Below are 25,112 nucleotides of genomic sequence, written 5' to 3'. Positions count from 1 at the left end.
GCATCGAAATTCGATGACGCTTCTTGCTTCGCCAACTTCGTCGCTGCAACTTGCTCATCCAAAGCCAATTGCATACTGCGGCGTACTTCCACCGTCTCTCCTTTCGAGACAGACAATTCCTCTTGTAACTCGCTGGTGCGCGACTCTAAAGACAATACCCGTTTATTTAATTCCTCTGCCTTCAACAAACTGGATTGTAATTCATCAGATTGTCTCGCTAGACGCTCTGATAACACATCCCGTGTACTTTCTGCTGAACTTAAGCGCTCTGCTAACTTCTCCAGTTCACTTTGATGGCGCAAACGCTCTTGCTCAAGATCGCTTGCAGCTTGCGCAGACGACTCATCTTTCCTCGCAATCGCCGCTTCCAGTAGTTCCACTTTCTCATTATGCTTCGCTACTAACTGCTCCGTTTCCTCTTCCAGGCGATGGACAGTAGACATCGTTTCTTCCAACTGCCTGGCTGTCTTCACCTGAAGTGCTTGCGCCTCAACTACTGCTAGCTTCTCAACCCGTAATTCTTCCGTTAAGCGTCTTTGGGCATCCGTTAATTCGTCAACGCGCTCCTGCAACTCCCTAACCGCTTCCCGATCACTCGCCAAAGCAGCAATCAACTCATTCAAATCGCCAGATTGTCTGGCCACTTCCTGCATAATTCCTGGAGGTAATTGAATTGCAACTATTGGGGCAACCGGAATTTCTTCACGAGGGCTTACGTCTGTGAGTAAGCCTTTAAAAAAGGTTTTTGCAGGATCTTTGGCCTCTTTTTCTAATTGGGCGAAAAGACTTCTTCGGAAAGGGATAGACAGTGCGTCACTGTGTAATAGTTTCTCCAGGGTTTCGTGAAGAGCCTCATTTTGAGCTTTTTCAATTAACCAATCTTTATTAACCAACAAAGCGACCAGCCGTGCTTGTTCTAACTCAGGTTTGAGAGGATTCGCTTTAGCACACACTGCATCGAGTAATTCATTGACAACTTTAAATTGCTTTACTTCACTTTTTTCAACGGCTAAATAATTTTTAAGCGGATTAACCGGGTGTGGGTTACTCAGAAGATGAACTAACGTCTTCTCAGTAGCAGCACCACAATGCGTTTTAACTTTAGCAAGCAATTCAGTAAGGAATGTAAACTGCTCTTGTTCTAACGCATAATTAAGCAGAGTTTTGCCACTCTCATCGCTTTGTTTAAAAAACGCCGTCCATTCTTCGGCAGATAACTCAAGCTTTTCACCGAGTCGAATTAATTCTTTTACGCCCGCAAAATTACCGTTTTTTGCGGCAATTAAAGACGGATAAGCCTCTGTACCAACTGGGGACTTTAATAGAAAGGTTTTGGCAAGCTCTCTATTTTCTTCCAGATTTGTCCATGCCAGATCTTGCGTCCCTTCATCACGCATGAACAGATGGTAAGGCGAAGTATCATCAGGCGGCAACAGAATGGCCAGGATGGTTTTCGCATCGATTTTCTTCCCAGGCTCAGGATTTAATGCATTGTATTTAGCAATGATCTGGTTAAATAAGGTCTTATTACCAAGAACCGCACAAAGATGAAGAGACTCTTTGATCGCTTTGAAATTAGCGTCTGCAGAAAGCCTGGCAGTTACTTTGGCAGTAGCTAAGGCTTCTTTTTGCTGCGCACGCTGCCCTGCCGCAGTCTCTACCAATTTAGATTGTTCTACACTAAGGCCATCAATAGTTAATGTATCATCGATTCTTTTAAGTTCCCGTATGGCAAGAACAAGTGCTTGACCTCCGCTGCTTAGCGCTTTTAACGTATTCAGATCTTTATCATGTTTACCAGCAGCAATTTCCCCTGCCAACTTAGCCATCGCTACAGCCAGTTTAGCGCTTCCAATTACGTTGTTGGTTGCCTCATCAAGTACACGTGCTGCGTTCTCAGAGTTCGCTGTTACTTTCTGCCGTTTACGTTCCGCGGCTACTGCCATGATTGCAGAGGTATACAACTCTTCAGGGAAGGTTGACCGTTGAAGTGAAAGAGTCCCATCTATTTCTTTGAGCCTTTGATGTGCATAGTGGGAGAAATTACCTTTCTCTAAAGACGCCAATTGCCCATCATGTCCACCCTCACTAATTTCGCTGGCAAACTTGGCAATTGCTGTCGCCCACTTCAGATTTTCTTGCGCAACATCGATCTCTTTTGCCTTTCCTTGTAAGAGCTCCAAACGCTTCGCTGCAACTTTCTGCAGGGATTTATAAGCCTGATCCGTCAGATTTAACTGGTCGCAACCCTCTAGTGCTTTGAAAGGTCCGTTATTTGTAGCCTCAACAAGGGTGCGTAATACGCCAGGATCATCAAGGTTACTAACTGTTTCCTCAACTAATTTTTCTGCTTCTTCATTCGGGAATAACGCTAAAATGGTTCCTAATTGAACCTCATTATTATTTCGAACAGCGATATGCAAACCATTGGTTGCCCATTTAATATGGGGTGCAGTAGCCAGGCGCTCCGCTCCAGGACCATATTCCTGCATCATGAATTTGAATATTTCTGTTTCAGAGGCACCCGCTCTTTTTAACGTGTCAACCAGGCTATTGAAAACATCAGTCATTCCCTGCTCTGCGGCATAATGCAGTAAACCATCTTTGACAACAGCCGCAATAAAGTCCGGATTCGATTTAGTAATTTTACTGAGTAAATGTTTTAGAAGTTCATTTTGACCTTGCGCAATACATTCTTTTAATATGTGGCGACCAGGCGCTTCGTCCTCCAAAAAAATGTGATTAATTTGATCTTCAGGCAGTACTTTATCTAAAACAGCCTTCACTTGTCCGACTTGTTCCGGATTACTTGGATAAGTAAACAAGATATCCAGGTGCTTTATCTTGCCTGTCTCATTTAGTAAGTGGAAGGTTGCTGTGGTTTTTCTAATTACCGATTGCAGGACATCGCCTTTTGCCAGGGCTTGCTGATGTCCCAGATCGTTTAATTGTTCATAATCTTTAATGCATTGTTGAGCAGCTGCCAATTTTTCTTGCAATTCGACTTTAGTGTAACCCTGGCCACTAGCAACTACTCTCCGAGCATCGGTGAGAATGGCATCGATCTTATCGATAAGTTTTTGCTCTGGACTTTGAGCCCCTTTAAGACGGGCAGCTTCTGCCAATGATTGCTGCAAACCTTGTAGACGGCGATAGATATGGAGAGGAGCCCCTTCACGCTGGTTAGAAGGAATGAACATGATGGCGTCTTTTTTAGTATAGACAGCGCCGGATTCAAAATCATGTCTACTAACATCACCACCACAGGCAAAATACCTATTAAAATTATCTAAATCAGTAATTTTTAATCCCTGCGGATCTTTACCATCAGCTTCCAAAACTCTTGGTATGACATAATCACCGACCGCACGTCCCCTAACCAGGCTGAAATAAGCCTGACGGTTACAAATACCGAAAGCCATCGCGGTCAATGACCAATCATCCATATAGGGATTGGCAGGGGTATCGAATACGGTATTCATTTCCGGATTAGGTTTACTAGTGTCCGATAAAGGTATTGCGCTTCTGTCTCCACCTTCAGGGGTGATATCCAGGACCTTGGGACTAATGTAAGGCAGGGTACCATTACGTGCACCATGTAGAATTTGTAAAGTGGGCTTAACCCCAAAAATGATCTCTCCAGTTTCGGTTTCCTCCACAAAACGTCCACTGGCATCAGAACAATATTTACCAGCCTTCGTTGTCGTGGTTACCAGGCCCGCGCCAAATGTTTCGGTAAAAATTGTCTCCAGAGGTTTTTTATCCCCATGGTAAGTTGCTTTAAAACCACCAGTTGCCCAGTCAATGTACTTGACCTGATAACTACCATCTGGATTTCTCTTATAAAGAAAGTTTTCTGGTTTGATATCATTATGACTAAAACCCAAGTCCGCAAATTCCCGGGCTTTACTTACAATCGCCTGGCCCAAAGCGAGCATTTCTTTTAAATCCTTTGTCTTTTTCCCAGGTACACTCTCAGGTCGCGTTGAGGGATCGTGATATTCAATAGCACCTTTTGTATAAAGGTTTAATTCGGCGTTGGTTACATCCGCTAAAGTATCACCCTTTGCACGTTCAGTTAGAATCTGATATTGGTCGGGAGTTTTATCCTTTTGATACAATTTCACCGTTTGTTCTTTTTTCGCAGCTTTTCTGGGTTTATCTTTTTCTATCCAATATTGGGTACCTCCAGATAAAGCCCCTTTTTGTGCTTTCTCTGCTTTAGAAAGATTTTGCAAAACATCACTTTCAATACGGTATAGAGGATCATCCCGTGCGGTGATAGGTCGCGTTCTTAAATTCCCACGACTCGCAGCAGCAAAGGTTGGTGAGTCTGGATCGGCGTCAGGCACATAACCTTTTTTTACCACCTGGTTTAAACCAAACAGTAAACTTTCAACCTCTTTGACAGAACCATATTGGCCAACCCCTAAGAGCCTGCTATGAGTAAAGAAACGGCCTTTCTTTCCATAAGCTTCTTCTAAGCCCTCAAAAGGTGCAATCACACCACGACTACCACCATAGGAAAAAATAAACTCGCCACCCGGTGGTTTCACTAAAGAATAGGGGAGTTTTGTTGAGCCTAAGTTCACTGCAACCGGGCTACCTAAAACAGGCTCTCCGACTGAATTTAGTACCACGACGGAAATTGGACCAGTCGATGAATGTTTTACTTTGAATCGTACATCGGTAATGTCTGTGGGTTTTATTGCGGCCGCAATCTGTTGCACAATGGAAAAATAAGCATTTTGCTCCGCATCACTAATAGCGGGTTCGCCTTTTTGAGTACGCTCAACCAAGCGAGCCATTTCTGTGGCCATACCTTTGATTTCAGCTTCCATCCGTTCAATGTCTGGCCCCTTCAAGTTCAAGGTGTCTTTCATCGCCCGGTATTCAGCTAGAAAAACCGCTTCTACTTTAGCAGCCACATTCTCTCCGCTTTGGAAAGCCGCTTCCAAAGCCTCGGCTCTTTCCCGTCTTTCCCGGGCAGAAGTGACCATGACCTGTGATTTTGTGATAACAGGACCAACAGCGCGTTGGGAAGCTAAAGGGACAGTTTCCAGGTTTAATGTAGAAAGCCTGGTATACGCAGTCTCGACACTATCCGCAATACCCGGAACTTCTAAAGCTTGCGTGTAGTTACCTGCCCTTATAAGTGCGAAAGCAGTTTTGAGCTTTGGATAAGTAACAGGTTGTACTTCCGAAGCATTAATAGCATTGACTACTACTTGTACTGAAGCGATAGATTGTAACTCCAACAATTTACGGAGGAGTATTTCGCCATCACCTAACCCCGCTTGACTAATTTTAAGACTCTCTTCGGGGATGCTAGCTTTAATACTATCTAGTGCTTTTTGACAAGCCTCCGCTTTTTCTCCAGTCAAACCTAATTGTGTCAGTTTGCTTTGAATTTCTGCTAAAGATTTTCCTTTTATTGATACACTTTCAAGGCAATCAGTAATCTCTGTACTATCCGTAAATTTCTTGAACATTCCTCTGAAATCACGACCAAACCCGCCATTTGATTTAATGACTGTATAAATAGTATCTAAAAATTTCTCAGTCAGGCCGAAATAATAGAGATTGACACTTATTTCACCCTCCCGAGAAATTGACACTGTAGGAGTAACAGCTTCCTCAGCAAATATGTCCAGTACGCATTGCTTGATTAATGTTTTATCACTCCGTTGGATTAACGTTGGTTTTCCTCTGGCAGTTTCCGGTGGTATTAGGATTAATCTTTTATCAGATGCCAAAAGCCTCTCTACAGGATTGGGATCCTTAAGTGTTGCCTTTGGAATTGGAACTTTGACATCTGCTTCAGTAAACACCTGGATTCTACTACCCGATTGAATCCCATAGCCTTCTCTTTGCCTCCATAAGGAATCTAACGCTTCTTCAAATTTTTGGTAAGCTGGGGTTGTTGGATAGATGTATTCAGCTTGTCGAGGTGTAAAAATTTCTTTACCTGCCAGCAAGCGTCTTTCTGCCAAACCCGTAAACAAATCATCAGCAACAGTGCTTTTAGTGAATAACTCCACATCCCTGATATTTCTTGCCCAAAATAAATCACGAGTAAGGTTTGCTTGGGTTTTTCTTGCATATTCGCGGCGATCTTCCTGGCCAAATCTTAATCGATCGAAGAGTGCCTTTCGTTCTTTAACCATGCCGATTTTAGCTGAATTATCCCAATCACCTTTTTGTGTTATTTTGAATTTGCCTTCTACGCCCGCTAGTAAATCTGCAACAGAATGCCCATTGCTATCTTTATATTGGCTTAAATTATCGATGATTGCCGAGGCCCCTACACCAGGTAAGTTGGTACGCAATTTTGAAAGAAATTCTTTGTATTCATCATATTGCGCAACCTCAGCAGCGGCGCCTACTTTTGCACAATCACGGCGTACAATTTCGTAGAACCCCATCTGTGCAAGTCTTTGGCATTGATTCCGTAGTTGCACATCATCAGGATTACTTTCATACATTAAAGTCGCTTGCTTGATCATGTCCGTGATATTATCGAGCGATAACGTCTGCAATTGTTGTTCTTGTTCTGCTTGCCCAAGTTTGGCCAGCATTTCAACATAGAGATTGGTTTGCAGTTTTTTAACGGGGGCAGGAGCGTCAGCGAGGGTATCAGCCAAGTGTCTGATATTACGGAAATTTTGTGCAAATTCGCTAATAAAGAGCGCGGAATCACCAAGGGCTATCGGTTCTTCCAAATTAACCTTGACCAAGTCTCTAAGAGCCAGCATGCGGGCTTTAATATCCCCATTAATTTCTTGCTGCTTTTTCTTGTAGAGTGCTAATTGCTCATCAGCGGCCTCATTCCCTTCAATTTTTTCAGGCAACTGTGCCAATCGCGCGTCAATCGCTTCCGATTCTTTTTTCAATTCTTGGTAAGCATAGGCTATTAAAGCATTTTTAACGACACCCACTGATTTTTCAGAAAAATTAATGGCATTAATACCATTGATAAATTTCTTGCAATAAGCCATGTTAGAACCTCGCGAGCGGCAGCTTTTTATATACTTCTATAGATATATGTAATTTTAACTTCTAATTATTAAGGTAAAATTAATCCACTATCTGATTATAGACTCATTAGACTGCATTAATTGGGATTCGATAGCTCAAAAATGAGCCATGCTAGTCTAAGAGAGCTAAAAAGGCTATAGGTGAAAGGTGGGATTTAACCTTTTGTTAAATTCTTAATAACTTCGTAACAGAGAGTAGTTGTTTTTTGTCAAATACTTATACATAAAAGATAAATTTTGGTTTCACGATGGGTAGAGTCTAAAGTCACCAACTGATCATTTTAAATTTAGAATCACCAAACTGGCATTATTTTTACAAAACTCTAAAAAGTTTGGACTTATTAAGCATTCAATGGCTATTGAGCCATCTCTTAATCTCGTAGGCGGTATCAGCGAGTACTTCCAACAATTGCTTGTAAAGTTCTTCTAATAATTGGACATGGCCCGCTTTTCGATAACGCTCCAAATACTGGCAGGCGTACAGCATTTTAGTGGTACCACAATATAAAGCACCACTTTTCATCTTATGAGCCAATTCTTCAATAAGAGCCCAGTCTTTAACAGCATAAGCTTGTTCAATCGCCTTTTTATCGTCAGGGATTGCTTCATCAACCATGACTTTGAGCAATTCTTTAAAAACCTTGGCATCACCCAGGATTTTGATTCCATTATTGCTATCAAGTAAAGGAAAGTTATTTAATGCAAATAATTGCTCTTCGGTGTCAGGTAAATCGCGCCCTAGCTGACCAGTAACCGACTTTTTGACTGCCATCCCGTTGACAGCAGAAGGAATATAGTGCTTTATAATTTCTTGCATCTTTTGTAAATGCAGGGGCTTTTTGATTAGTTCTGCTATCCCTGCGTTTAGATAATCGCTTTCGGTTTCCTCAAGAATATCCACTGTTAAACCAATAATTGGGATGGGTGTGCGGGACAACGCTTTTTCTCGTTCACGGATTGCCAGAATCATTTGCTCAACAGACATTCCCGGTAAATTAACCTCCGTAAGTATTAAATCAAAACGGGTTGTTTGCATCAGTTCTAAGGCTTGTTCACCGTTTATGGCAAAAGAAAATTGGCAACCAGCCTGCTGAATAATGATTTCAGTCAGGCGAGCAGCAATAAGATTATCTTCTATTAATAATACATGGGACAAACTATTGGCTCCCTTCTCAAGCCCCTCGATCGTTTAACCCTATTAAGCCTTCGTTTCCGCTCGAAGAAGCCTAATAAGGGCCTTTTGGATTATTGAACGTCATAACCTATGGTTAATAGGATACCATTTATCGTTATAAGTTATGAGTCTATTCGAGCTGCACAGCCCAACGAGCATTCAAAGCAACATCCATACCGATAACTGATTGTTTGATAGTCGTGCCCTCACTATCACCACTATAAAGCTATTATAGGGCCACATCTAAAGAGGACTGTTTATTTGCTCTTCTCTTAAAAGCCATTAAAACCACCCTTTTGGTGAGGCATTATTTTTCGGCTCTTATCAAATAAATTGATAAATTAAACCAATACTCACCCTGATATTTTTCCTGGCACTCCCGATCATAAGCGCTTACCATCGCCTCATTGATCATGGGTATTTTATCACTGGGGATTTGGCCATGAAAAAAGGCTATTCCATTGACAAATTTGCGGAAAACATCAAGAGAAGGCAAGGGTAAGGCATGTTTCGGTCGCTCTATGCTTATGCGTTTAAAAGGTAGAGCCTGCATTCTTTCTTGTAAATGATCCAAATTCTTGTAATCGACAGGCGGCTTAAAACCAGCTAAACAAGGAAACTCACCGGACGCTTTTACCGCCCTATAACTTGTAATAAAAGGGTCGTCACCTGAAGGAAAAAGAGTCAAAATTTTTCCGCCTGGCTTTAAAGCGCGATAAATAGCCTGAAACGCCTTTTCAATACTAAAAGCACACCATTGTAAACACCAAAACGATACGATGAAATCAAATTGATTCTCGAAGGTCATGGTTAATACATCCTCTTGCTCTAGACTTACATTAGGATAATTGTCCATTTCCTCTCTGGCTACTTTCAGCATATTCTCAGACGCATCAATACCAAGCAGTGCGCCCTGCGGAATTTTTGCCACGATTTTCCGAGTATAAGCTCCATTCCCACAGCCGATATCCAAGACCTGATCGGTTGGCTGTATGGTCAAATATTTTAAATAATTATCAGCAATATTCGCTTGAATAAAAGAACCTATTGCATAATCATTGGCAGGCCACTCTTGCGCTGACATGTTCATTTCCTTGTTTTATACAACATTCGGCTGGTTGATATGTTCGCAAAAATAATTCCTTACTTCAGATCCTCGCGACGGTATTTCCCTGCCATAAATGAGCGCGCAATTGTTTCTGTCAGACAAGTTAAATTCGAATTCATGCTGACAACGAGCGCCTCGGGCGTCACTTGAGTAAGCTTCAGGTGATAATAAACGTCATGTTTTTCAATTAAATCACGATCATGATAAATGATGTATTCTGCGCGTAATATACTGCTACCATTACTCGCTATAGCAAAATCAGCAATATTGATTTGTAAGTGGTAGTTAGGTTTGAATTTACTATCCCAGGGAAAGCTCTCAACCACCGCTCCTGGCAATAGGGTGGAAAGATTGGTTTCTACTACACGCATGATGTTTTTATTTAAAGCTTCAGCCCATTGATGAAACTCTTTTAACGCAATCTGATGGGGGGTGTAGTGAATCATTAATTGCGGTTTTTCAATATAAGCCGGGCAATTCACTTCATCGATCCCTATTTTTAAATAGCTATATGTATTCATTTGCTGTTTTTTCGGTGGAATAGGATTTAACACATAAAATTGCGACTCTTTACTGCGTCCGCAAGCAACAAGAACTAATCCTATTAAAAAAACAAAACTCCATTTGCCTACTCTCACTGTTTACCTCGCAATAATGATTCAGGATGCCGCGATAGATAATCGGTCAAATTTTGAGCTGAATAAGCAGCCCCCGAGATCTGTTTTAACGTTTGGGTAAAATAGGTGAATACTGGCGGAGTATCTTCATTAAGATTATTGGTTAATCTTTCAAAACTCTCTGCCATATTTTTAACCGCATTGATTGTTTGACGCATGTCTTCTGAACGAACAAATTTGCTAATGTCTTCCATCGTCTTTTTAGCGGTTTTTAATGCGTCATCTAAAGTCGTGTATTTATCAATTGTATTGATTGTTGGAAAAACAGGATAATTACGATAACGTGTTCGCTTGTATTTATGCACAGGCAATGATTGAACCAGCTCAATATTTGCAACACCTGTTAAAAAATTAGGCTTTGATATGTCAGCAACATACCCCTGCTTGATGAGTGTTCGCATAGGATTACGTCGTAGTCCAAACGTTTTCTCAACAAAAAATTGTACATAAACGGGGATTTCCACTTCGTTCTTGGCTTTATTTTCCGTAATTTCTATTGCTGTCACTTGACCTATTTTCACCCCGCGGTAAGTCACTATTGACGAGGCTTCCAACCCTGTCAGTGATCCTTTGAAAAACATCACATAGGTTTCCACCTGGGCACGTAAGTATTCATTGTAAAAAAAGATTGCGCCAAAAATCATTAAACTGAGTGCGCCAACAATAAAAATACCCACTAATGTGTAGAGTCGCTCCTGACGCATTACGCTCCTTAAAAATTAGAAATATTCAAATATAAGCTAAAGGCCGTCAGCCATAATAAGCCCCGGGTTATGATTCGAGACACCGCTTGTCTTACTGAGATATTTCTTACCGCTACATCATAATAGTAATAGCCTACGATGAGACTCACAATGGTACAATACACTGAGGTTTTTAAAATCGAGATAAATATTTCCACGAAGGTTATAGAACCTGCCAAATGCAGCAAATATTCATGAGTACTAATCCCTAACACAAAGTGGAAGGTTAGGTACACGCTAAAAATAAAAGCAGCCACTGTATAAGTGTAGAGAAGTAACGCTGTAATATTGATCCCAATGATGATAGGCAAAATATAATCCAGTAATACTTCCTGTGGGACACGATGCAGTTTTGTAACTCGAGCTGTAATCAAATTCAACGAAGATTGCACACAAAGTACATAGCCAATTAATAAGGGAACAAAATCACGTGTTAACAAATTTTGCACAATTAACAGGGCTTTATGTTGCAGATGATACTTGTTTAAAATATGGTGAAGATTGGTGGCTATAGACATTCCCATTAAGGCACTAATGAACAATAAAGGAATCGCCAGCTTGGCACCCGAGCGGTAGATAGTTTTTATTATGCGCTCCCAGGAAATGACGGAGCGTCCCCAGAGAAAATCTTGCATGCAGTGCCATAAATGGCCAATGAAGTGAAAAAAAAGTGTAACTGATGCAATAAACTTTATTACATTAAAACCTGTGCGCCTAAAAACATACATGTTCCAATCCTTGTGAAAAGAGTTCCATCAACCAGGCTCCCCCTCAATGATTAACCGGTAGATGCGTTACCATCCCAAGTTTTTATAAGGCACTGAAACCCTTTGGATAGCACTCATGCATTTATCCGACGCTTTTCGTTGGTTACTTATCTTTAAAAACCTTAATAGGAAATGGCTTTAACTCGTTCTGTCCTTTTAAAAAATCAGTCACTTGATTCACCTGTGTAATCGTGGCTGACGAATACAGACCTTCTGTACAAGCTGATTTACTATAATTATTGGCGACAATCACATAAGGTCCTTGATTACTGACAATAGCGCAAGTACAGGATGCCTGTGATGCATCATTCTTATCGATAGAACATGGCATATCCAAACACCAGGCCCAAGGACGGTTATTCTCACAACTTATATAACCTTTAATGGGATAATAACGCGAGTAAATGATTTCATATCCTCCGTTACAAGGTTTTTCACCTGCAGAATACCCTTCTTTCACATCACATTTGCAAGATACAAAATCTTTTCTTCCTGGAATCGGTTCACACAAGGCAGTTGTACACAATGCATATTTATTTTTGCAAAGATTAAAACTGGGTGCTGATGTGGAGGCTGTCAGATTAAGATGTACTATCATCAGAACAGCAAACACCATTTTCTTCATAATAAAATCCTTCCTGATTCGATCCAGACGCACACTCTTTTAGTAGTTTGCAGCAATTAATTGCTCTTTTTATCATAAAGAATGTACCTGATTCTGCAATAACAATAGCAAGTTACTCTTCTTTTACTAATTCCATCTCCGGGGCTGAAAAATAGTATTCCAGCCGGTATTTGCGATAAAACTGTTCAGCCAATTTTGCATGCACGTAAGTACTAAGATGTACATCATCCCCAAACATATACTCTTTTTCTGAAGAAAAATCGCTTTTTTCTATAATAAAATCGGTCGATTGTATATAGGGCTGTTTTAGTTTAGCGATATCAAAACCATATTTCTCAGGGTTTTCATACATTTCAGTTACTATGGAATTCACATCAAAGACATCAACAGAGCAGTGAGGATGGGTCGCAGCAAACTCTTGGCAAGCGGTGGTCAAACGCTCGTTAAAATAGAGCGAGCAGTCACGAGTATACTCACATTCTTCTTTCTTGGCTTGGTAACGAGGGGTTAATGAAAGATCCGGTAGATTAAATAAAACAAAATGAGAATACTCATTTCTTACCAATTGAGCCAGATTCTCCATGCGGGCTTTTATAGCCAGATCCACATAATCACGAGAAGGACTGGTATTCACAGTCATTAAATCATTCGCACCAGACCATTCAATGACTAATGTTTCTGCCTTGTGTTTTTTTGATAGCTCTAGCGCTTCATCATAGGCTAATAATTTTTTACGCACGCCATTTAAAGTGGGCAAAATCAAACGATTAAAGAAACAACTAAGGTTTACACTGGGTACCCAGCTATAATCATGTGCCGTTAAACCCGCCTCATCGTAGTTTCTAATAAAATTTTTACCTTTATGATTAATAACCCGATCATTATTAAGGAAATAGCCCTTCTGCACTAAAATTTCGACCCGTCGCTCATGACTGTTAATATTATCCGCAATGGCTGCAACAGCACCTAATTCCTCAATGATGAATTCTTCGGCAATCATTGCACTTAGATGATCACTCCAGATTAAACCCGTAGTAAATTTACTTAAAGAAGAACGGCCTCGCAGACCACTCAGAGTACTCATCGGAGTAAACCCAAGTAAATTTCGCCTATCCAGCGTTCCTTGAGCAGAGAAACTATCGCCCATCATGATAAAACTTGAAATCTTCCAGAGTTTCATGATCAATCCCTTATCTATTTAATGGCCACATCCTCGAAGTACCTAGTATTGAAATGGAGTATGACATCAATAGAAGATTGTGCACAATAACTGTTTTTTAGCTATTGTGACATCCATTATTCCTTAATCACCTCCAGACTAAACCAATAAGGCAATCTGAAGAGAAGATTTTTGCTTGCCATCAACAAAAATAAATTGTTTGGAATGAAGCGACTGAAAGAGAAAGGTAGAACAACTACTAATGCGGTATTAATGTTTCCGCAACAGAAATTAGTTAAGCTCTATGGCGTTTCGCCAGCTTGAGCGTCAAATATCAGCAGCCCACTATCGGTGTACTCAGGGCGCTAAGTATACAATCAACTTCTTCTACCCTTTTTTGGTGGACTAGACAATGCAATGGTCTAAATAAGCGAGGGGAATGATTGATTGGTGTTCGAACAGCAGGTAATTCTGCTAGGGCATCGCTGTGACTATCCGCATTAACAACAGGGACTTCTTGTGGACCACCGCCGTGACCATCAGCACTACCAACAGGGGTTTCTTGAGGAGTAATGCCGTGATTATCAGCACTATGAACAGGGGTTTCCTGAGGGGTAGTGCTAAGGGTGGTTGTAACCTCACTAACCAGTCGGTTAACAGATGATTGGAGCTGTGTTTCTTCGCTATCTTTTAAAACCTTTTTCAAACTTTGAAATTCCGTATTACCTACTTCATGCAAACGCGCCAAGACTATTTTGGGTGTCTTGTCATATCCAAGCGCCAGATTGCTATGAATATCGTACCATTCCAACCAGAGAGTACGACGTCTATTAACATTTTCCATTCTACTGATTAAGTCTTGCTCACTAAGGGCTGCTTTTGACTGATAACTTGCTTCGATCTCTTCACACCGTTTGAATTCATCAATATAAAAATTTCTAACCATTGTTGCCTTTTCATGGTTGCCAAAAGCACTGATCATTCTGGGATTAATTTGAAATTCGGGAATTTCAAACGTGCCACCATAGTAGAATTGGCGCGCTTTTTGATAAAGATCATTTTTTACCACAATGTATTCAGCAGCAGCTCTCAAAGCAACCAGCACGGTTGGAATTAAGATAAAAGTAAACACCAAATCAGAGAGGCCTAACGGATTGAGTAGAAGGGCCGTCAAGACAATCGCCGTGACAGCAACAATCATTGGCATTACCATTCTTGCAAATTTAAAGAACGGGTCCTTTTCATATAAACCAATGTCACGGTATTCTTCATAAATGGGACGAAAAGGTGCCAGCAAACTTGCAATAATCGCTTTGTTTTCATTAATTTGATTTGCAAAACGACTGTAGTTATAAAGATCGAGGATAGCGAGAAACGAACTCTCGTTTTGTGTTGCAAAACTGGTAGCCTGAATAAAGGCATGGGCATCTGCCAGCTTGTTGACAAACTCTGTGCCGCCATTGACTACCCTATTATTCCAGAGATAAGACAAGGAGTGCATTAAGACTTGTCCTTGCGTATCACTTGGTATTTTCCATTCTTTACCATTAATGAGAAGCAGCTTTTCAATGATATGGTTGCCAAGCTCTTGCTTATACACTTGAAGCCAATGGTCTAATAACAGCGCTTCCTTATCATTAAAAGCTTGCATAATTTCTTTGGCAATACGGTTAGCCTGCCTTTGATTGAAATTATGCAGTATCATTTCATTAGGAAGATTTTTAGCAGTTGCCTGTTGTAAATAATAAAAAACCACTTCGGTGACTAGCATTTCTTCTACTTTCGCCGTATTGGGTTCTTTCTTTTGCATTTCAAGGCGGTATCTGGCACGCAATACTGCGATGGCACTTTCTTCATGTGGAGGCAATGGATTGTTAAGCAAGGGGAAAGCTTGAGCCAAAGCATTCGCACGTTCATCTAAGACAACTATTTTTTGAACAATTTCTCGCTGTCGAATTTCCTCTTTTCTCTGAGCAATTGTTTCACGAAGAGGAGCCATTTCCGGGTCAGCTAGAAAAAGAGCCTTCCAATCGGCAATAATCTTTCTCTTTTCATCCCGTATCTGCTCCAGAACCGCAGGATTCGTAACGTCTTGTTCATCCTCGAGAAGAGGAGGTATGCTAGTTTGCAGAACCCTTGAAAATTCAGCCTGGGTAAGTAAACGTTTCTGTTCCGGGGTCAATAATTTAAAGTCAGGGTATTCAGCCCTTAATATCTCCCAAATAATTCGCGCGACAACTTTCTTGTAGGCATCCGTTTGCTCTATATCACTCAGCAATCGAGTTTTTTGCGCAACAAAGTTTTGTTTAGCTTGAGCATAGATTGTTTCTGGGGAGGAAAAAAGCACTTGCCACCAGGCTAAAGAAGCACGAATCTCTTCTATCGAAGTTAAGGTATCCTTAACTGCTCTAATAAATTGCAGGCCTGCAGGAGAGCGCTCAAAAGTCTTGCGTTTTCGCCGATTAAGGAGGCCGTAACCAGGTATATACCGATTAGCTATATCCAAAAATTCCATGTGTCAGGCCATGTCATAAAATAGAGGTGAATCTTACGCCTCGAAGCTTAACATTTTATTATGTATTCGCGCTACTGAAACAGATAAAAATATTCAATTCAACAAAAATTAAATCAATAAAATCATTAAATACGCAATAAGTACTTTTATAGTCCATGCCCAAAGAATCTAGTCATGCAATTTGGTGCCGTAAACCCGATCACCGGCATCACCCAATCCGGGGAGGATATAGCCTTTTTCATCCAAACATTCGTCAATTGCTGCGGTATAAACCGGAATATCGGGATGTTCCTGGTGAAAAGAAGCAATACCTTCCGGGGCAGCCAATAAACAAAGAAATTTAATTGATTTCGGTTGTACTTCCTTAATTCGGCTGACCGCTGCAATAGCACTATTTCCCGTTGCGAGCATTGGGTCAACCACAATAATATCCCGATCTTTAATATGTTCAGGTAATTTATAGTAATACTCTACTACCATCAAAGTTTTGGGATCGCGATATAAACCAATATGACCAACACGCGCAGAAGGTATTAGTTGTAACATCCCATCTAAAATTGCATTACCAGCACGCAGAATAGAGACAAAGACCAATTTCTTCCCTTGCAAGACTGGCGCCTGCATGGTCGCAAGAGGGGTTTCAATCTCTTCATACTCAATCGGTAAATCACGCGTCACTTCGTAAGCGAGCAGCATACTCACTTCTTGTAGAAGGGTACGAAACTTAACAGTACTGGTATCTTTCTTACGCATGATGGTCAGTTTGTGTTGGATAAGTGGATGGTTTACTACAACCACATGTTGATCAGTCATTATTCTTCCTTTTTTAAAAAACAGTGCCATCACTAATGATTTGGATAGGCGGATTACCCTCGCTGCGCCGTAGTTTGGCTATACGCCGCCCTGCTTCCCAAGTTCCCCCCTGTAGGATTTTAGCCAAAGGGAGAGCAACAGCATCCATCTGCAACTGCTGACGAATGGTCGTTGCCAACTCATCCAACAAAGCCACCGTCAGAGCCCGCCATTCCACAATAGCCTCTGCTCCTGGGCTGTGTGGCTTAAGAAATAACGCTTTATTTTTTACCCGCAGTAAGCCCATATCGATTAGCAAACCACCATTACGGTATTCAGGTAGACCTGTCAGATCATCCAACCGGGTTACCTTTATTCCACCCCATTCTAAAGGTTCCACCAAAGAATAGGTTAACCATTGAGATAATTTATGGAAAGGTATCAATTCGGAACCCAAGACATCTGTCTTCAGCTTGGGATGGTACCAGACATCTCCCAAGGGGACGCCCTCAACTTGTAATCGTGCCGGCCAAACTTCAGCAAAAGCCGTTAATACGGCTTGAAAAATTTGACTCGCTGTAATCGTCTGATTCACTTGTAAGGATGAAATATAAGAATAAAAATTACCCAGACGCCTTTCCTTCCCAAAATAATGGCTCTGTTTGCTAATGACCATTCCTAAGCGATTAAGTAAAGCTACTCGTCCTTCTGCTCCTTCAAGAACATTGGTATTCGTTAGCTGGAAAGCCTTTGTCAAATCGGAATAAGCAAAAGTCAGTAAGCGCTCATAATCAACACGCCAAGGCTGGTTTGGATCGTTACTAAAAACCCCACTCAGGTAAAGGGCTAAACTGGCTATCGCCAATCCTTCCGAACGGTTATATTCATGGCCGGTATCGGAATCAAGATAACGCCAATAGTTACCTGCCCCAGCATCCAGAAAAACACTGATAATGACTAGCTCATAAAAGATTTTACCTTGCTCTTCCTGTGATAACCCGTGCAAGCGAGCAGTCAATGCATTGACCCTGTCAATACCACCCGTTGTAAAATGCCGCCAACGACTATGATAGGGGATTTCCAGGGTAGGATATTGATCATGGATAACGTCTAACACAAAAGCAGCCGTTGCAGACATTTGTTCATTATCCACAGCAAAATGCTCCAATTGCTCCTGGTGTGCCAGACTCAGCATACGCTCGGCTTGTTTACGAATAGTTCGCGGATCTTGCAGCGTTTTCAGCACACTATTCAATGACTTCTCATCACTCATCAAGTCCACGTCCTTTGGGTATGGCAAGTTCGTTAATATCAATAATGCGATCCGGTGAGAAATAGCCAGCTGCCCGTTTGGCATCCATTTCTACTTTGGCATCATTGGGGATTAATTCATCAGGAATCTTCACCCGCTCTACAATCTCTATGCCTGCTCGCTCAAGGGCGGCAAACTTCATATTGGACATGGATACAAAACGATGAATCTTCGTAATACCAAGCCAATGTAAAACATCAGACATTAATTCCTGGAACCGAACATCTTGCACGCCAGCAACACATTCAGTACGTTCAAAATACTTGGCAGCAGTATCACCACCTTCCTGTCTTTTACGAGCATTATAAACGAGAAATTTAGTAACCTCACCTAGGGCACGGCCTTCTTTGCGATTATATACAATGAGTCCGGCCCCCCCGCGTTGCGCTGACTCAACACATAACTCAATACCATGAACCAGATAAGGACGGCAGGTACAAATATCAGAACCAAAAACATCCGAGCCATTACATTCATCATGAATACGGCAAGAAAGTTCAATTTTTGGATCATGAATTGTCGTTACATCACCAAAAAAATAAGCCGTCAAGCCACCAATTGGCGGTAAAAACACATCAAGATCCGTTCTGGTCACCAATTCTGGAAACATCCCCGCTGTATGCTCAAAAAGGGTACGACGTAATTCGGCCTCAGAGACATTAAAACGTTCCGCAACCCCTGGTAAATACCATACTGGTTCAATGGCTGCTTTAGTAACCAGTACATCGCCTGACTCTTGCAGAATTTTACCATCTGGTTTCAGGCGTCCTTTTTGAATAGCATTTTGTAATTCAGGGATATTAATATGTGCTCTTGTGACAGCAATACTCGGTCTAATATCATAACCAGCCGCTATTTCCTCGGCAAAAACATCCGCGACTACATGTCCCCAAGGATCGAGAGAAACAATTTTTCCCGGTTCATGCCATTGTTTATGAGGACCAATAACGACTGGTGGTGTTGTATCAGTTAAGTCAGGCTTATGCTCCGGATCGAGAACACCCGCAGCAATGGCCAACGCCCGATAGACAGAGTAAGAACCTGAATGAGTACCTACCACATTACGATGTCTGATATTCGTAAGGGAGGCAATAATAGGACCCCGTTCTTTTGGATTCTCCGCCCCCCACTTAATTTTCAGCGGCACAGCGATATGCTCAGAGGGATGAGAAGTTAAAACAATATGACCCTTGGATTTTCTTCCTGACTCATTAATTGTTGACATACTAATCCTTGCAGATAGATAAATGCCTTAGGGGAAAACTACTACAAACCACAGTGTACTTCTTTTAATGATAGTATTTTTTTGTGGTCGCTTGTTAAATTTAAATGCATATAGTATTCCATACCTTCAGCCCACAGGATGGATTTGTCATCAAGGTACAGTCATGGAATTGTTATTTGGAAACTTATCAAAGCACAGGTGTAAACCTTGTTTTAAAACTCGGGGTAAAAAATCGTTGTCAAATTGAATACCCTGCCCATCAATGATTACCGTTGTTTGTTGTGCTGCTGCACTGCCAACAGCTTCTTCATCTGTGATTTGAACGGTAGCATGGAGTTTTAAATCTTTAACAATAGTTACCAGCAACATCGGGAGAGGACAGGTTCTAAAATTTTCAGCATCTTCTAAATCTTTCACGAAGCTTTGAGGAAATGAAACGTTCATAATAATAGGATCAGATTCTATCTGGCTTATATCAGCTCTGACTAAACCGGAAAGAAAAGTGATTTGGATAGGAGAAATAGCAATTCTTTTATCAGTTGCGCTAAATTTCGCATTAAACTCTGTTGGCAGCTGATCGGGCTGAATGGCAAATAATTTCTCGATAATCTTAGAATTGACGATCTTGCCGCTGATATCAGAAACCAGGGTATTGTTAGCGTATTTAGCATGGAAAGAAAATTTATTTTGGGCTACAAAAAGCTCTGCATTAATTAATTGCGCTTTATCTACTGTATTAAGCACCGCGCTGACATTGAACCGCTTTCCTTGTAGGTCACCACGAGTTTCGATGAAAATAGAGTATGGTTCTTTCGTCATACGGACTATCTTAATCGTTTTAAAATGCAGTGGTGGTAATAAGTCAGATAAAGAATACACCATATCAACATGGGATAAACGAGCCTTATCGATAAGGATAGATTGGCCATCAGCGCGTTCTTTTTTCTCTTGGGTATTCACGCCAACGGTCTGTTTTTCTTCCTCAGCAATTTTGGGCAAACTCACCAAATTGATAAACCCTTTTTTAAGCTCCAGATCATAAATATGAAACTGTTGTTTAAGTAAGGCCAGTAAAGATAAATGCGCAGTTGCTTTCCTAAATGAAATAATAACTTTTCCCTTATAGCGATAAACAAACTGCTCAACATCTATTTTAAAAGAGGGTACAAGATTGACTCGCAAATTAAATTCTGGATTTTTCTCGCTACCCGCCGTACCCTTGCTTGTAAACGAATAAATCAGATGGGTTGCAAAATAGCTCAGCAAAACATTAAAACTCAACACAAGAATAACAAGAATTAACAAAGCAAGTACTGCTCTTTTACTCCATTCCCATAGTCCGTTTTTCATCTTGCTCTCTATTTGAGTAATAGCCTTCACAACTCTATTATAGTGCTTTTAAATCATACAAAATGATCGTTGATGCTGACATCTGTGAAAAATGATTAAAATACTTTGGCTATTTTCACGGTTTGTTTTGTTTTATTTTTTGCAACGATACCATTTTCCCGATAATCTCTTAGAGGATGCCAGACGAGCTCTTCGTCAGGCCTCTTTTTGAATTCTATTCGTTTTGAGTCAGCAAAGGGAAACATGCATGTGGGTCATTACAAGGATACTCATTTTCGTCAGTTTAGTGACTCTATTAACATCCTGTTCTATCTCTTTGCCCCCACACGCTCAGGTGAAGCATTTGCGAGCCCTCCCTAATATGGAAAAAAGCGTTAAAAAAAATTTAAACGAACAAAAAATTTTTACACGGGGTGATTGGCCTGACAAACAATGGTGGTTAGCCTATCATTCACCCGAATTAAATGCCCTGATCGCCTCAGCATTAGCAACAAATCCCTCTATTCAAGAAATGAGAAGTCGTATTGTTACTGCCAGACAAGAGGCCATTGTAGCTCGCTCGGTGTTATTCCCACTCGTGTTTTTTGATGCAACAGAAAATAGACAATTTTTAAGTAAAAACGGCCTGTACCGTGCTCTGAATCCGAACCTTCCCTTAAGCGTCAATTTGGTTGATCTAACCATGTCCTTCAATTATGAATTTGATTTTTGGGGACAAAATCATAATCTTTTTTATGAAGCAATTGGCAAGGAAAAAGCACAACGAGCAGAAGAAGCTCAAGTCGAATTAATTGTAACAACAGCCCTTGCCCAAGCCTTTTTTGCTTATCAAACCAATCTCATCAGAAAAGAATTGTATGAACAACTGGTTAGCGTACGACAAAGCATTAACAATTTACAAAATTTAATGCAGCGGAGCGCACTGTCTTCAGCACTGCCTAGCTATCTCGCTGCAGAAAATTTATTCGAAGCCAAACGGCTTCTCAGTACTATTAATGAAGAACTTGCCGTTGATAAACACCTTATCAATGTTCTGGCAGGACGCGGCCCTGATTGCCCATTAATGATCGATAAGAAACTTCCCGCCCTCCCGAAAAAACTTTATATTCCGCAAACACTCTCCATCGATCTAATCGCTCGCAGACCCGATCTGATGGCACAGATTTGGCGCGCCAAAGCCCTCGCTTTTAGAACAGGTGCCGCCATGGCGGAATATTACCCCAACGTCAATATTATTGGTCTCGTTGGTTTAGAAAGTACTCATTGGAAAAAACTGTTTGATCGCTCAAGTGCTACAACCGCATTAAGGCCGGCTATTCACTTACCCATTTTTACAGCAGGCGCTATTCGAGCAAATATCAGAGGAACAAAAGCAGAGTTTGATGCAGCTATTTTTGCTTACAATAATCTCTTGTTACGCAGTACCCAGGAAGTGCTGGACGTGCTGGCCTTTGCAAGATCCGTCTATCAACAGAAGCAAGACCAGGTAGCACTCATCGTTTCTGCCGAAAAACGTTTAGGCTTAACCCAATTACGCCAACAAAAAGGACTAGACAGCCAATTTAGTGATTATGCTCTGCGTGAAGAAGTCATTGAACAAAAATTAATTAACACCACGTTGCTGTATAACCAATATTTAGCGTCAGTTAAACTAACCAAAGTATTGGGCGGCGGCTACTGTCAAACGGAGATCCCTCTGGTGAGAACCGCATGAAAAAAACGACTCCTGCTTATAAATTAACCATTGTTCTTTTATGCATTTTTGTGCTTCTCTTTCTTTATTGGCTTATCGTCTGGCGAACAGAGGAATACACTAACGACGCTTATGTAGAAGGTAACCAGGTCTTTCTTCAACCCCTGCGGGAAGGTTTTGTAACTGGCATTAATACCGATGACAGTTTTCTTGTAAGCAAAGGCCAGCTTCTGGTGCAATTGAATGAAACCGATTCATTAATCGCGCTGGAAAAAGCAAAAAAAAATCTGGCAAGAATTGTGCGTGATATCTGCCAGGCTTTTCATGATGTTTTTACATTAGCTGCAGAAATTGAAATTAGACAAGCGCAATTGTTGAAAGCCCGACAAGATTTCAAGCATCGCTATGCAGTCATTCACGCAAAAGGGGTATCTCTGGAAGATTACCAACATGCCGTAGATGATTTGAAAGCAAGCTTTGCCGCATTAAAAAGCATAAAAAGTCAGTATCAAAGAGCCCTGGCTTTTGTGCAGGGGACTACCATTACCGCGCATCCCCTTGTGCTGGAAGCTGCCCAACAGGTACGTGATACCTGGGTACAACTTTATCGTTGTAAAATCTATGCCCCCGTAGATGGCCTTGTCGCACAACGACGGATTCAGGTAGGGATGAGGGCGTTAAAACGTACTCTGTTACTCAGCATCATCCCTCTTGATCAAATCTGGGTCAATGCAAACTTTAAAGAGACGCAAGTTAAGAAAATGCGTATTGGCCAAAAAGCCAGGGTTATTTCCGATCTGTATGGCAGCTCTGTTGTTTTTCATGGAGAAATTGTCGGGTTGCCAGGCGCCGCAGGCAACGCATTCTCGTTGTTACCCCCAGAAAACCTCTCAGGCAACTGGATTAAGATAGTCCAACGTTTACCTGTTCGTATCAAACTTGATGCCAATGAATTAAAAAAACATCCACTTCGTATTGGTTTATCGTTGGAAGTTACCGTTGATGTTTCTGATCAAAGCGGCCTGTTGGTACCGACTTCATCTGAAGGAGCACCCCATTACGCAACCGATATATTCAAAAAAGAAGAACGAGGTGTTCAGGAATTAATTGCTCATATTATCGCCAATAATTTAGATCCCAAACTAAAAGATTATGCACAGACTCCCCTGGCTCTTAAAGAGGTAGTTCTTGGCGAGGGGCCACCTAAATGATCTTATATGTTTTGATTCTCTCATTAGCAATTGTCATTTTTAACCTTACTTTACCAATGATGGCAGGGCTTTATATCGTCAGTGATCTTGGGGGCAATGCTTATTTAGCGCCTTATGGAGTCAGCTTTTTTTGTCTCGGTAACGTATTGGGCGTCCCGTTGGGAAAACCCTGGGTTACGCGTTTGAGTGCGATTCATCTCTATGTCCTGTGTTTATGCCTCATGATCGTCTTTTCTTGGCAATGCGTTATTGCCAGTAATTATTTTAATTTCATTTTGTTTCGTTTTTTGGAAGGTTTTGCATCTGGACCACTGTTTCTCTTAATTACTATGTCTCTGCTCCCTCTCCTGGCTCCAGAAAAAAAAACTGAATTTGTTATGCCACTCGTTTTAACCTGTTTTGCTATTACCCCGGTACTTGGTGCTTGTTGGGGTGGCTGGGTCGCATTTAACTATCATTGGCAAGCCTTGTTTGTACCCAATATTCCTATCTGCCTTTTTTTAATTGTCTATGTTGGTTATGGCTTTAGAAAATTTCATAGGCCGCCGGAGAAAGTGCTTTTTGATAAGGTGGGTTATTTCTTTTATAGCACTAGTTTATTTTTTATTGGTACAGCCTTAATTCTCGGGCAAGAGCTCGATTGGTTTCGCTCGTCATTAATTACTTTTATGCTCATCGCAGGCGGAATTGGTTTTCTTTATTTTATTCTACGTAGTCTTTCGTTCCCTCATCCTATCGTTGAGTTCAGGCTATTCAAACACCTCTATTTTTGCTTTGCTTTATTAAATGTTGCCCTCCTTTTTTCGGCCTATTTTGGTATGGTCATTCTCTTATCTCTATGGTTGAAACTCTACGTCAATTATACCCCGGACTGGATTATTTTATTGATAGGTACTATGGCTCTTGGTGCATGGATCCCAATATTTTTAAATTACAAACGCTTTGATGCCCGGATTCCGCTGGCAACTGCTTTACTTTTTTTTGCTATTTCCTGTTTTTATACAGCGACGTTTAATGTAGAGATTAATTTTGGCAGAATTGCCGTTTCGCGGCTTTTGGCAGGACTTGGACTCGCCCTTTTTTTACCACCGCTTTTCCGCATGTCTGTAACTATCTATCCTCAAGCTCAGGCCGCAGAACGGATCAACGTGTTTCATATTGTACGTCTGCTTGGCAGTGCCTTGGGTGCTAGCTTATATGTGATTTTATGGCAACGTCGACAAGTATTTTATCATGAACGCTTAGGCAGCCTGCTAACTCCCCTGGCCCCACCTACCCAACAATTTTTTGAACGGGCAGAACACTTTCATCTGTCAGGGGAGAAAGCCTTGGCAAAATTAAATGCACTCCTCGATCGCCAGGCTACTGCTTTAGCCCTAGACGACTGTTTTTATTTGATGGGATGGATGATGGTTATTTTACTTCTGCTTGTCATTCTTTCTTTTGTATTTCGTCCCTACCTTCCTTTTGCAAAAGAGAGAAAACGGGAAGAAAGCCCTTCTCTTGGGGCCGCGGACACCTCACCCGTTTAAGTGCCTGAAGCATTGCAGCGCAGCATACACACGAGTAGGTGAGCGCTGAAACAAAGAAAATCAGACTTGAAGCACCAAGATAAGTGAGAGGCGCTTGAGCTTTTGCCAGCTTGAACACTTATAACCTGATTTTCGAGCATCGCAGCGCAGCATACATACGAGTATGTGAGCGCTGAAACAAAGAAAATCAGA

16 protein-coding genes are annotated in these 25,112 nt (G+C 41.3%); 3 read left to right on the top strand and 13 right to left on the bottom strand.

What is annotated here, in order from left to right; translation table 11 throughout:
- From ACN4Z1_RS02705 to ACN4Z1_RS02645, 13 genes are all read right to left on the bottom strand, one after another.
- Positions 1–6,998, bottom strand: a 6,998-nt coding sequence (locus ACN4Z1_RS02705; RefSeq protein WP_419423038.1) for a hypothetical protein, incomplete at its 3' end; no start/stop codon positions are given.
- A gap of 388 nt (positions 6,999–7,386) precedes the next feature.
- Positions 7,387–8,193: a response regulator gene (locus ACN4Z1_RS02700; RefSeq protein ID WP_228364110.1), complete on the bottom strand. Its 807-nt coding sequence runs from the start codon at positions 8,191–8,193 to the stop codon at positions 7,387–7,389.
- A 325-nt stretch (positions 8,194–8,518) separates the two neighbouring features.
- The gene (locus ACN4Z1_RS02695; RefSeq protein ID WP_228364111.1) at positions 8,519–9,295 is read right to left on the bottom strand and encodes a class I SAM-dependent methyltransferase; all 777 of its coding nucleotides are present in this window, start codon (positions 9,293–9,295) and stop codon (positions 8,519–8,521) included.
- 59 nt (positions 9,296–9,354) lie between these two features.
- Positions 9,355–9,957 carry a PqiC family protein gene (locus ACN4Z1_RS02690; protein ID WP_115221955.1) on the bottom strand — a complete coding sequence of 201 codons (603 nt, stop codon included), beginning with the start codon at positions 9,955–9,957 and terminating at the stop codon, positions 9,355–9,357.
- Positions 9,954–10,700, bottom strand: coding sequence for an MlaD family protein (locus ACN4Z1_RS02685; protein ID WP_228364112.1), 747 nt, complete (start codon positions 10,698–10,700; stop codon positions 9,954–9,956). The genes ACN4Z1_RS02690 and ACN4Z1_RS02685 overlap by 4 nt, the downstream gene beginning before the upstream one ends.
- An 8-nt stretch (positions 10,701–10,708) precedes the next feature.
- Positions 10,709–11,374 (bottom strand): ABC transporter permease, encoded by a 666-nt coding sequence (locus ACN4Z1_RS02680; RefSeq protein WP_228364113.1) that lies wholly within the window; start codon positions 11,372–11,374, stop codon positions 10,709–10,711.
- 235 nt (positions 11,375–11,609) lie between these two features.
- On the bottom strand, positions 11,610–12,131 hold the full coding sequence (locus ACN4Z1_RS02675) for a hypothetical protein (protein ID WP_228364114.1): 522 nt from the start codon (positions 12,129–12,131) through the stop codon (positions 11,610–11,612).
- 112 nt (positions 12,132–12,243) lie between these two features.
- Positions 12,244–13,311, bottom strand: a complete 1,068-nt coding sequence (locus tag ACN4Z1_RS02670; RefSeq protein ID WP_228364115.1) for an SGNH/GDSL hydrolase family protein — start codon at positions 13,309–13,311, stop codon at positions 12,244–12,246.
- A 313-nt stretch (positions 13,312–13,624) separates the two neighbouring features.
- Positions 13,625–15,805, bottom strand: a complete 2,181-nt coding sequence (locus tag ACN4Z1_RS02665; RefSeq protein ID WP_228364116.1) for a hypothetical protein — start codon at positions 15,803–15,805, stop codon at positions 13,625–13,627.
- A gap of 168 nt (positions 15,806–15,973) precedes the next feature.
- Positions 15,974–16,618 carry a uracil phosphoribosyltransferase gene (upp, locus tag ACN4Z1_RS02660; protein WP_058447079.1) on the bottom strand — a complete coding sequence of 215 codons (645 nt, stop codon included), beginning with the start codon at positions 16,616–16,618 and terminating at the stop codon, positions 15,974–15,976.
- 13 nt (positions 16,619–16,631) lie between these two features.
- On the bottom strand, positions 16,632–17,873 hold the full coding sequence (locus ACN4Z1_RS02655; protein WP_228364117.1) for a URC4/urg3 family protein: 1,242 nt from the start codon (positions 17,871–17,873) through the stop codon (positions 16,632–16,634).
- Entirely contained in the window at positions 17,863–19,134 is a 1,272-nt protein-coding gene (locus ACN4Z1_RS02650; RefSeq protein ID WP_115221960.1) for a GTP cyclohydrolase II, read from the bottom strand. The genes ACN4Z1_RS02655 and ACN4Z1_RS02650 overlap by 11 nt, the downstream gene beginning before the upstream one ends.
- A 150-nt stretch (positions 19,135–19,284) precedes the next feature.
- Complete coding sequence (locus ACN4Z1_RS02645; protein WP_228364118.1) at positions 19,285–20,484, bottom strand: hypothetical protein; 1,200 nt, start codon at positions 20,482–20,484, stop codon at positions 19,285–19,287.
- Positions 20,485–20,731: 247 nt separating this feature from the next.
- Here ACN4Z1_RS02645 and ACN4Z1_RS02640 point away from each other — a divergent pair, with 247 nt between their 5' ends.
- The 3 genes from ACN4Z1_RS02640 to ACN4Z1_RS02630 are packed head-to-tail and all read left to right on the top strand — an operon-like array spanning position 20,732 to position 24,920.
- The gene (locus tag ACN4Z1_RS02640; RefSeq protein WP_228364119.1) at positions 20,732–22,198 is read left to right on the top strand and encodes an efflux transporter outer membrane subunit; all 1,467 of its coding nucleotides are present in this window, start codon (positions 20,732–20,734) and stop codon (positions 22,196–22,198) included.
- A complete protein-coding gene (locus ACN4Z1_RS02635; RefSeq protein ID WP_228364120.1) occupies positions 22,195–23,388 on the top strand; it encodes an HlyD family secretion protein in 1,194 nt (397 codons plus the stop codon). Before ACN4Z1_RS02640 ends, ACN4Z1_RS02635 begins: the two co-directional genes overlap by 4 nt.
- Positions 23,385–24,920 carry an MFS transporter gene (locus tag ACN4Z1_RS02630; protein WP_228364121.1) on the top strand — a complete coding sequence of 512 codons (1,536 nt, stop codon included), beginning with the start codon at positions 23,385–23,387 and terminating at the stop codon, positions 24,918–24,920. Before ACN4Z1_RS02635 ends, ACN4Z1_RS02630 begins: the two co-directional genes overlap by 4 nt.
- The last annotated feature ends 192 nt before the right edge of the window (positions 24,921–25,112 follow it).

Source organism: Legionella sp. ST3F1 (genome assembly GCF_048553315.1).
Taxonomy (GTDB): Bacteria; Pseudomonadota; Gammaproteobacteria; order Legionellales; family Legionellaceae; genus Tatlockia; species Tatlockia donaldsonii.
This window is presented reverse-complemented; position numbering and strand designations above follow the sequence as displayed.